11 protein-coding genes and 1 other annotated feature are annotated in these 9324 nt (G+C 36.7%); of the genes, 5 read left to right on the forward strand and 6 right to left on the reverse strand.

Translation table 11 applies throughout. The annotated features are described in order from the left end of the window. Positions 1-130: 130 nt before the first annotated feature. Positions 131-574, forward strand: coding sequence for a GNAT family N-acetyltransferase (locus tag A2U94_RS09050; protein ID WP_025909982.1), 444 nt, complete (start codon positions 131-133; stop codon positions 572-574). Positions 575-797: 223 nt separating this feature from the next. Here A2U94_RS09050 and A2U94_RS09055 read toward each other — a convergent pair whose 3' ends face one another. Continuing rightward, positions 798-1169 (reverse strand): protein kinase family protein, encoded by a 372-nt coding sequence (locus A2U94_RS09055; RefSeq protein ID WP_025909983.1) that lies wholly within the window; start codon positions 1167-1169, stop codon positions 798-800. 187 nt (positions 1170-1356) lie between these two features. Here A2U94_RS09055 and cobT point away from each other — a divergent pair, with 187 nt between their 5' ends. Then, positions 1357-2394 (forward strand): nicotinate-nucleotide--dimethylbenzimidazole phosphoribosyltransferase, encoded by a 1038-nt coding sequence (gene cobT / locus A2U94_RS09060; protein ID WP_025909984.1) that lies wholly within the window; start codon positions 1357-1359, stop codon positions 2392-2394. Positions 2395-2725: 331 nt separating this feature from the next. On the opposite strand, the gene A2U94_RS21500 is transcribed toward cobT, so the two are convergent. Next, complete coding sequence (locus A2U94_RS21500; protein ID WP_167556122.1) at positions 2726-2866, reverse strand: hypothetical protein; 141 nt, start codon at positions 2864-2866, stop codon at positions 2726-2728. Positions 2867-3159: 293 nt separating this feature from the next. Between A2U94_RS21500 and A2U94_RS09065 the strand changes: the two genes are divergently transcribed. After that, positions 3160-3825 carry an FHA domain-containing protein gene (locus tag A2U94_RS09065; RefSeq protein WP_025909985.1) on the forward strand — a complete coding sequence of 222 codons (666 nt, stop codon included), beginning with the start codon at positions 3160-3162 and terminating at the stop codon, positions 3823-3825. Between the two features lie 64 nt (positions 3826-3889). Here the strand turns inward: A2U94_RS09065 and A2U94_RS09070 are convergent, their stop codons facing one another. After that, positions 3890-4633 (reverse strand): class I SAM-dependent methyltransferase, encoded by a 744-nt coding sequence (locus A2U94_RS09070; protein ID WP_025909986.1) that lies wholly within the window; start codon positions 4631-4633, stop codon positions 3890-3892. Between the two features lie 203 nt (positions 4634-4836). Continuing rightward, positions 4837-5301, reverse strand: a complete 465-nt coding sequence (locus A2U94_RS09075; protein WP_025909987.1) for a DinB family protein — start codon at positions 5299-5301, stop codon at positions 4837-4839. A gap of 206 nt (positions 5302-5507) precedes the next feature. After that, positions 5508-5762: a binding site (T-box leader), on the forward strand. Between the two features lie 64 nt (positions 5763-5826). Between A2U94_RS09075 and A2U94_RS09080 the strand changes: the two genes are divergently transcribed. Further along, positions 5827-7167, forward strand: coding sequence for a sodium-dependent transporter (locus A2U94_RS09080; protein WP_025909988.1), 1341 nt, complete (start codon positions 5827-5829; stop codon positions 7165-7167). A gap of 48 nt (positions 7168-7215) precedes the next feature. On the opposite strand, the gene A2U94_RS09085 is transcribed toward A2U94_RS09080, so the two are convergent. Then, the gene (locus A2U94_RS09085; protein ID WP_025909989.1) at positions 7216-7491 is read right to left on the reverse strand and encodes an AbrB/MazE/SpoVT family DNA-binding domain-containing protein; all 276 of its coding nucleotides are present in this window, start codon (positions 7489-7491) and stop codon (positions 7216-7218) included. Between the two features lie 310 nt (positions 7492-7801). Between A2U94_RS09085 and rpsN the strand changes: the two genes are divergently transcribed. Then, positions 7802-8071, forward strand: coding sequence for a 30S ribosomal protein S14 (rpsN, locus tag A2U94_RS09090; RefSeq protein WP_025909990.1), 270 nt, complete (start codon positions 7802-7804; stop codon positions 8069-8071). A gap of 29 nt (positions 8072-8100) precedes the next feature. On the opposite strand, the gene A2U94_RS09095 is transcribed toward rpsN, so the two are convergent. Further along, positions 8101-9324, reverse strand: a 1224-nt coding sequence (locus A2U94_RS09095; RefSeq protein WP_062954517.1) for an N-acetylmuramoyl-L-alanine amidase family protein, incomplete at its 5' end; no start/stop codon positions are given.

Genomic DNA, 9324 nt, shown 5'->3' on the forward strand with positions numbered 1-9324 from the left:
TGGGAAGTTTGTCCAGTGTATGCCTTTCTTTCGAGAGATTATTAATCTAATAGGTTGTTCTGTGAAATATCCAATTTATGCTATAATAAATAGTTGAATTTTCATACAGTTTAACTAGAGGAGTGAGCATATGGTTGTTATTAGATGTGCAGTTGAAAAGGATGTTGAACGACTAGCAACACTGATGAAAGAATACATTGTTGATTTTTACCATCAGCCGGAACCGCCACGAAAAGAGATAGTTTCTCACCTTGAGTTATTATTAGCCGATTCATCAAAAGGAGTTCAATACGTAGCTGAAGAACAAAATCGCTTGCTTGGTTTTGCCACCATTTATGTAACCTTCAGTACATTAAAGCTAAAGAGAACAGCTATTTTAAACGATCTATACGTATTGCCAATGAATCGCGGAAATAAAGTAGGAGAAAAATTATTTCAAGCATGTGAAACATACGTAAAAGAAAATGATTTAGTGGGGTTATCCTGGGAAACAGCTGTTGATAATGAAGTTGCTCAGAATTTTTATGAGAAAATGGGCGGAGAAAAATCAAGATGGCTACACTATGAAAAGTAATCGTTTATTGCAATTTATAAACAAATTATGGTATAGTATGGAAATGCATAAAGTTGTACGTTAGTTGTTATGAAAGGAAAGGAGAAACTTACGAATTGAAGAGCAATCCAATTGTACATATGTGGAAACTGTTAACCGCGATTGGCGGGTTTCTCGTTGCTTTCTTTCTTTTTAAAGTTCGCAAAGGTAAATAACAGTTATGAGTGAAAAAGCACGATTTCGTTTAGGAAATCGTGCTTTTTTGATTTGAGGGAAACGGAATGCTAATTTTATCATGGATGGAATTCTTGTAAGAGTTGTAAGTAAAAGAATCTCCTGTGGATTGCTGTATCGACATGTACAGCAGATAGCTATGTTTTGTTTCCATATAATAACTGGCATCGTCCAGCTTAAGCGAATAAAAACAATAACTGAAGTTAAGCAGCGATTGTTTTTGAATACGGGTTTCAGAATGCTCTTTTACCCACTCATATAACTCAAAAACAGTGACACAATCAGGGGATAACATAATCTTTGCTTTCTGTTGAATCTCATTAGCAGCGTTAGTAACTGAATCTTTAAGCTGTTTAACAAAAGAGGAGAGTTGTTCTTTCACATTTTTCTTCCTTTCACATTTAGCCTTTTCTATAAATTGTGTTGAAATAAGAGTTTATATACGTTAACTACTTATAAAAAGAGTGAAGTAGCCGCATTGTAACAAGTGGCATGTAAAAAATATAGCCAATCTAATTTAGTATTTGATAAAGTAAGGAATATAGAAAAAATAAGGAGTGTACAACAATTTGACAAGCATACAGATTCAACCTCTAGATGTTAAAGCTGCAGAAGCAGCAGCAAAGTATATAGACACGCTAACAAAGCCTCAAGGAAGTTTAGGAAGGTTAGAAGAGCTAGCAATTAATTTGGCTGGCATTACACAAGAGATTTTTCCAACCGTTACACCACCTGGAGTACTGGTATTTGCAGCAGATCATGGGGTTGTTGAAGAAGGGGTATCAGCTTTCCCAAAAAGCGTAACTGCTCAAATGGCGCTTAATTTCTTAGAAGGTGGCGCAGCTATTAACGTATTTAGTAAGCAAATTGGAGCTCAATTTCAACTTGTGGATATTGGAATTGCCACTACTGTTCAACACAGTGAACTTTCGTGCCGAAAAGTCAGAATGGGTACGCGCAATTTTTGCAATGAACATGCAATGACGAGAAATGAAGTTGAACAAGCGATTGAAATAGGTATAAATGAAGCAACAAGCCTAATTAACAAAGGAATAAAGTGCTTAATTGTTGGAGAAATGGGAATTGGCAATACTACTTCTAGCACAGCTCTACTAGCTGCTTTAACAAATCATAAAGTAGAAGAGCTAGTCGGCAGCGGTACAGGAATCACTTCTCAACAACTAAAGCATAAAATAGAAAGAATTGAGCAAGCATTAGCAGATAGACAATATGATGTAAAAGATCCGATTGACATTTTGTCAGCTTTTGGAGGACTTGAGATTGCAGGAATGGTTGGCGCAATGCTTGCAGCAGCTTCATACAGAATACCAATCATTGTGGACGGGTTTATTTGTACTACAGCGGCTGTGTTTGCTGTCCAAATGAATGAATTAGCTTCCGACTATATGTTTGCAAGCCATCAATCTGTTGAGCCAGGTCATCGATTCGCTCTGTCCATTTTAAAAAAAGAACCATTATTAAATTTACAGATGCGTCTTGGTGAAGGAAGTGGCGCAGCTATCGCGTTTCCACTTCTTCATTCAGCGTCTTTGATGATTAAAGAGATGGCTACATTTGCAGATGCAGGTGTTGCAAACAAAGAATAGTAAAAAGAGACTGAGACATAAGTAGTTCAGCCTCTACTATACCTGAACGATTGAGAGTTCATAACTTTTAATCGTTCAGGTTTTTTCTTGATTGTGAAAACAATGTTGGAAACAGGGTGGAATGGAGCGTAGGACACTCGACTCCTGCGGGAAAGAGAGGGAAAACTGAGATCCCGCAGCGCAGCGAGGAAGCTCAGGTTCCTCCCCGCGGAAAGCGAGTGGCCGTAGCGCAATGGAACGAACGTGTGGAGACAAACCAAAGAGATGGGAACAGCTAGTGTTCGTCTCTTAGAAGCAATCATTTTGTTATGTCCCAAACTCTTTTACATCATCATATATGTAGGTTCAGCATCATAATAGAATAAATTCCATAGCTTATGCCGGTTAATAAGAACGATCCCATAATTAGTAGTACAACAGCAACACGTCTTTTAATCGCTTTAATTTCTTTTTCTTGTGCTACACGGTTCATTTTGTTTCCTCCAGTAACTTGCTTAGAGATAAGATTTGTGAAGGTAATCACATATGCATATGCCAAAATAACTAATTATTGTTTATCAAGAATAAACTGTAATTTAATTCATGAGTTTAATTATGACTATCCACTTAAACTTTGCTGAAATTATTTACTTGTACAAATTGAACATATATTATAAAAAGAGTGGATAAGTTGATAGTATCGAAAGTAACATACAATCGCAATAAATACGATAATCATAATTACATAATAAGATGAAGAAAATTCTGAAAAAAGAGGTAATGCAGATGAATGGTACACTCATTATTCAGCATGGTGCTCCGTTTGTAAATGGAACATCTGTCCCTCTTGAACAATCTACTGTTATAGTTGGACGAAAAGGAGATGGATGGTTGCCTGATTTAGCGTTTCAAAGCGCATACATCTCTCGTAAGCACTTTAAAATCACTACCAATGAAAACAACTATCAGCTTATTGATTTAAATAGCAAACATGGGACGCAAATAAATGGACAAAAGCTTATTCCCGCTCACTCATATACACTGCAGCATCAGGATCAAATATCAATTGCAAATGATACAGCTGTCTTAACATTTATTAGCCAAGACATGGACGCAACATTAGATTTAGGTCCACTATTAAATGAGATTCACACATCTAAGCAATATGAACTTGATCCCGTACTTCAAAAGATTAGAGTAAAAGGTGAAGTATATGTATTATCAGAGAAGGAATATGCGTGTTTATCGTATTTACTTCAACAGCACGATACCTTCGTTTCAAAAGAAATGCTCAAAAAACAAGTTTGGCCAGAACGAGTGATGGAAAAAAATGATGTATTTGTTAATCCGGAAGAGCTTAATTCTTTAATGTACAGAGTTCGCAAAAAAATAGGACAAACGCTTGATATTCAGGTAGTGCGAGGTAAAGGGTATATGCTTCATTTTAAATAATGTCTTTGTCGTTCTAAAAGCCATGTGGTGAAGTACCGCATGGCTTTTTTGCTAATTTGTAATGTTAGATTGTTTTTACAGCCTGTACGCGAATATAAGCTGCTGGCAAGCACCATTCGTCTTGTTTGAAAAATGTTTTTTGTAACTTGTCTTCAACTCTATTAAAGATAATTTGTTTTGTTTCAGGCGTTATATTATTGAAAAGAGATGATGCATGTGTATCAAGCCAGTTACGAAGGCCATCTTCGTGCTGTAAAACGAGAGGCTGTATGAAATGAATAGCACTTTGAACATCGAATCCATGCTGCTCAAGCAAGGAAGTGTATTCTCCAATACTCGGAAAATAAAAAGGGAGAGAAAAATTAGATGAAATAATATTGAAAACGACAAGCTGGCGCAGCACCTCGTTAAAAACAGGATAAAGGTGGTTTTGGCCATTGAACTCTGTCACAAAGCGTCCTTGTAGTCTGAGCGCACGATAAATATTTTTAATAACAACAGTAGGAGGGTGAATAAGGTGAAGCGTGTTTTGGGAAAATACTGCATCAAACTGATCTTCATAGTCTAAATCCAGTGCATTGACGCGCATAAAGTGGACGTGAGGGTAATGATGCTGTGACTGTTCAATCATATTTTCCGACGAATCAATACCTGTTATGTTCACACCTAGAGAGCTAAGCTGATTTGCCATGTATCCGTTACCTGAGCCAATTTCTAAGATGTTTTCACCAACTTGAGGAGAGAGCATGTTCATTACATTTCCACCAAAAGACGAAATAAACGAAGAGTGTGAGAGTGTGCGGTTCATATTGATACTGCCTCCTTATTAAAGGTAGTTCGAGAACATGTCGTTCAATCAATACAGCTTAAGGAGAAAAATACGTAAGAGACAATCGATTGAATAGTAAAATTATATCACAATTCTGACAAAATAGAACGACCCTTCTATCTTTATTTACAAGCTTCTTAAAAAAACAGCTTAATTGACTGCTAGTCAATTAAGCTGCTGAATTATCCCCACTTTACAAATAGAGGTAGGTCTGTATGACCCATTTCTCGAACATATACAAATAAGTTACCTTTATGATGAATTTCATGATCGATTGCCATTGACACTAATTGGCTTGCGGGCATCTTTTGACCAAATACCGCAGAGGTATCGATAACGCAGTTTAACTGGTCGTCTGTTAAAGAAGCTAGGATGTCTTTTGTTTTTTCAGTATAATGAGAGGCTAATTCCGATAAGTTTTTCTGCTCAATATCATGCTTTTCTTCCAATGGAGCAAGGTTGCCCTCTTGTGCTACTTTCGCAAATGTGTAAAAAGAAGTAAGCATGTGTGTAGTGAGTTTATATGCTGACATAGATGTTGGTGTTGGTTGATAATCATAATGATTTTCTTCAATCTTATCAATTAACATATTTGTTACATTACGATGAGCTGAAAAATGATGTAAAAGACGCTGAGATGAGGACATTAATTACCACTCCTAATATGTAAATTTTTACTTCATAGTCAGTATACCATGGTGCCTATGTAAGTTAAAAATATATGCATAAAATGACGAATTTTGTAGAAAAATAGAGAAAAAAATAAGGAAAAGTGGTTGACACTATAGAGAAAAAGACTTATGATACGTATATTATAAATTTTCGAAATAAATTGACTAAATTCTTCAATATACATTTTGCGTTGATTGGGAGTAGTAGAGGATCTAATTATAACAGAGAGCTGTTGGTTGGTGTGAAACAGTATAAGATGACCTTGAACTCGCCCAGGAGCTCTTAAGATGGAACGGAATTCACTTCTTATTATATCTTAACGCATAACCTCCGTTAGAAGGTTTGTACGTGATGTACAAGTAAAGTGGATTTTAATCGATGAATTAAAATCAAAAAGAGTGGTACCGCGGAGGTCAGCTGGCCTAACGTCTCTTGTTGTAAAGAGACGTTAGGCCAGCTTTTTTTTTGTTGAAGAAATTTAGATGGAAAGGAACATCAAGATGAATCAAACAAATCAATGGACATCAAAGTTAGGTTTTATCATGGCAGCAGCAGGTTCAGCAGTTGGAATCGGCGCAATTTGGAAATTCCCATATGTTGCGGGAACTAGTGGGGGAGGCGCGTTTTTATTAATTTTCTTACTCTTTACGTTATTAATCGGCTTGCCTTTACTATTAGCTGAATTTGTTATTGGGCGTAGCACACAAAAAGACGCTATTTCTGCATATGAAAAAATTGCTCCAGGAACGGCATGGGTATGGATAGGACGTCTAGGAGTTATTACGAGTTTTGTCATCTTATCATTTTATAGCGTTGTTGGTGGTTGGATTATATTATATCTATACAGAAGCGTTACAAATCAATTGGTAGGTTCAACAGATGATTACGCAGCTTTATTTAATGATACAATTTCAAGCTCTTTTTCACCGGTTATAGGACAATTACTCTTTATGATTATTACGATTGTTGTCGTTGCTAAAGGTGTTCAAAATGGAATTGAAAAAGCAAATAAATACATGTTTCCAGCACTATTTATTTTATTTATTGCATTAATTATTCGTTCATTAACATTAGATGGTGCGATGGAAGGAGTAGCATTTTTCTTAAATCCTGATTTTACAAAGCTAACATCTGAAAGTATTTTATATGCCATGGGTCAATCGTTCTTTGCAATTAGTATTGGGATTTCAATCATGGTCACATACAGTTCTTACTTAAATAAAGAGGAAAGTCTGCAGCGTTCAGGTGGAATGATTGTAGGACTAAACATTTTGGTTTCAATTTTTGCTGGGCTAGCGATTTTTCCAGCTGTGTTTTCAATTGGCTTAGAGCCAACAGCAGGGCCAGGATTACTATTTAATGTACTACCAGCTGTGTTTGAACAAATTCCGTTTGGCGGCTTGTTTTTAACAATTTTCCTAGCGTTATTCTTGTTTGCTACATTAACATCTGCATTTTCTTTACTTGAAACAATCGTAGCAGCAGTAACAAAAGGGAACAATGATAAGAGAACGAAAGCATCTTGGACTCTGGGGATTTTAATCTTCATTGTTGGAGTTCCTTCAGCTCTATCTTTTGGTGTTTTATCAGATATCACGTTTGGTGGGAAAATTTTATTCGATGCGCTTGATTATTTAACACTTAACATTTTAATGCCATTTGGTGCTCTGTTAATTTCCTTTTTTGTTTCATATCGCATGGATAAAAATGCTGTATATGAAGAATTCATATCAGGCTCCAGAACAGCGAAATATTTGTTTAAAGCATGGATGATCTTACTTCGTTACATCATTCCAATTGTTATTATCATCGTGTACTTGCATACGTTTGGCGTACTATAAAAACAGTAAAAAAGGGAATCGCTATTCAGCGGTTCCCTTTTAAGTTCATTAAATATTATGTTGTTTTAATTCTTCAAGCAAACGCTCCATGCCTTCACGACTTAATGTTAGCTTTCCATCAGCAAGTGTTACGTTGTCAGATGATACTTCTCCTGTAACTGCACAAGCTCCGTTAGGCTCATACTTCTTTAAAATAATGCGATCAGTTTCTACAAAGATTTCTACAGGATCTTTTACATCTATTTCAAGTACACGGCGTAGTTCTTTAGGAATTACAATACGACCTAAATCGTCAACTTTTCTTACAATACCAGTTGATTTCATTTTTTAATCACCTTTACTTTAGAAATATTATTTTTGGAATTTCTACAACTGATTATATACTACAATTCGACAAATAAAAGCGAAGTTATCGAGATGTAAATGAACTGTAATATTATTGAAATATTTTCTTTATCTATAAACAATGCCTAAAAAATGGAATAAATTTCAAATGTTATTTTAATAAAATAATGAAACGTTATGCTTGCATTAAGCTTCTACCTATGTTTTAATATAGAAATTGCCCTTAAAGTATAAGTTTTAAATCGGAATGATTACTATCAAAAAAGAGCATTGAAAGGATGAGAATTCATTGGCTAAAAAATCAAAGGTTGTAAAAGAACGTAAACGTCAACAATTGGTAGAAAAGTATGCACTTCTTCGACAGGAACTAAAAGAAAAAGGGGACTATGAAGCGTTACAAAAACTGCCGCGTGACTCCTCACCAACTCGTTTAAAGAATCGGTGCCGTGTAACAGGAAGACCGAGGGGCTATTTACGTCAATTTCAAATGTCCCGAATTGCATTTCGAGAACTAGCTTATAAAGGGCAAGTTCCTGGTGTGAAAAAAGCTAGTTGGTAAAAAAAACTCTCCATAAAAGGAGAGTTTTTTTATTTTGTAGCTGCAAAATAGCGTGAGATACCTTCTGCAATACCACGAGAAACTTGCTGCTGATATTGTTCTGTTGCAATACGATCTTCTTCACTTGGATTAGATACAAACCCAAGTTCAACAAGAACGGAACGCTTATTATTATGTTTTAATACATAGAAGTTAGCTTGTTGCGCACCACGATCTCTCATATTTGTGTGTTGCACCATGCTCTCTTGAATGTATTTTGCAAGTTCTTGATCACGAGCTGAATAGTAATAAGTCTCAATTCCAGTAGCGGATGAGCCTCCTGCATTATAGTGGATGCTAACGAATGCATCAGCTTCGCTTGCGTTGCTGATTTTTGTTCGGCCATCTAACGAAATGAAGGTGTCGTCAGAACGAGTAAATAGTACAGTACCACCTGCGCTTTCAACTTGTGCTGCTACTAATTTAGCTGTTCTTAGTGCTAGGTTCTTTTCAAGCTCGTCTTGACCAACGGCTCCTGGATCATGACCACCATGACCTGGATCAATAACAATTAACTTCTTTTCTAAACCTGAAGTTGGGTTTGTTACTTCACCTGGTGTTGAAGGTGCTTCAGTACTCGTTAGTCCTTTTGATACCCAAGCCGTTTGAGAACTAGAATATTGAATTTGAACCCAACCATTTGACTCAGCTACTTTATTAAATGACTCCCCGACTTGTGCTACGCGAAGAATGCTTGCACTTAAACTTGGCTGCGTACGTAGGTTAGCAGCTTTCGTAATTGTAACCTTTTCAGTTGGGTTGTTTGTTTCAGGCTGGTCAGAGCCTTCTTTTAAGTATTTGTTGGCAACCCAGCCAGTTTTACCGTCACTCGTTTTAATCTGCGACCAGTCTCCGTTTTCTTTAATCACGGTGACTTTAGCATTGCGCGGCAAGTTGGTAACGATGGAAGCTGAAGTGCTAGCGGCAGAACGAACGTTTAAAGAGCTAGCATTCACGGTCGCTTGTTTGGAAACAGACGTACCTTCATCTTTAGGTGCATCGGCTTTCACATAGGCTAAGTACTTGTTGGCAACCCAGCCAGTTTTACCGTTACTCGTTTTAATCTGTGACCAGTCCCCGTTTTCTTTAATCACGGTGACTTTGGCATTGCGCGGCAAGTTGGTAACGATGGAAGCTGAAGTGCTAGCGGCAGAGCGAACGTTTAAAGAGCTAGCATTCACGGTCGCTTGTTTGGAAACAGACGTACCTTCATC

Source organism: Bacillus sp. VT 712 (assembly GCF_001614195.1).
Classification (GTDB): Bacteria; Bacillota; Bacilli; order Bacillales; family Bacillaceae_H; genus Priestia; species Priestia flexa.

Excerpts from the sequence above, each read along its gene's own strand:
- A2U94_RS09050 (WP_025909982.1), top strand. The coding sequence starts at position 131 with ATGGTTGTTATTAGATGTGCAGTTGAAAAGGATGTTGAACGACTAGCA.
- A2U94_RS21500 (WP_167556122.1), bottom strand. The coding sequence starts at position 2,866 with ATGAACCGTGTAGCACAAGAAAAAGAAATTAAAGCGATTAAAAGACGT.
- A2U94_RS09065 (WP_025909985.1), top strand. The coding sequence starts at position 3,160 with ATGAATGGTACACTCATTATTCAGCATGGTGCTCCGTTTGTAAATGGA.
- A2U94_RS09070 (WP_025909986.1), bottom strand. The coding sequence starts at position 4,633 with ATGAACCGCACACTCTCACACTCTTCGTTTATTTCGTCTTTTGGTGGA.
- A2U94_RS09075 (WP_025909987.1), bottom strand. The coding sequence starts at position 5,301 with ATGTCCTCATCTCAGCGTCTTTTACATCATTTTTCAGCTCATCGTAAT.
- A2U94_RS09080 (WP_025909988.1), top strand. The coding sequence starts at position 5,827 with ATGAATCAAACAAATCAATGGACATCAAAGTTAGGTTTTATCATGGCA.
- A2U94_RS09085 (WP_025909989.1), bottom strand. The coding sequence starts at position 7,491 with ATGAAATCAACTGGTATTGTAAGAAAAGTTGACGATTTAGGTCGTATT.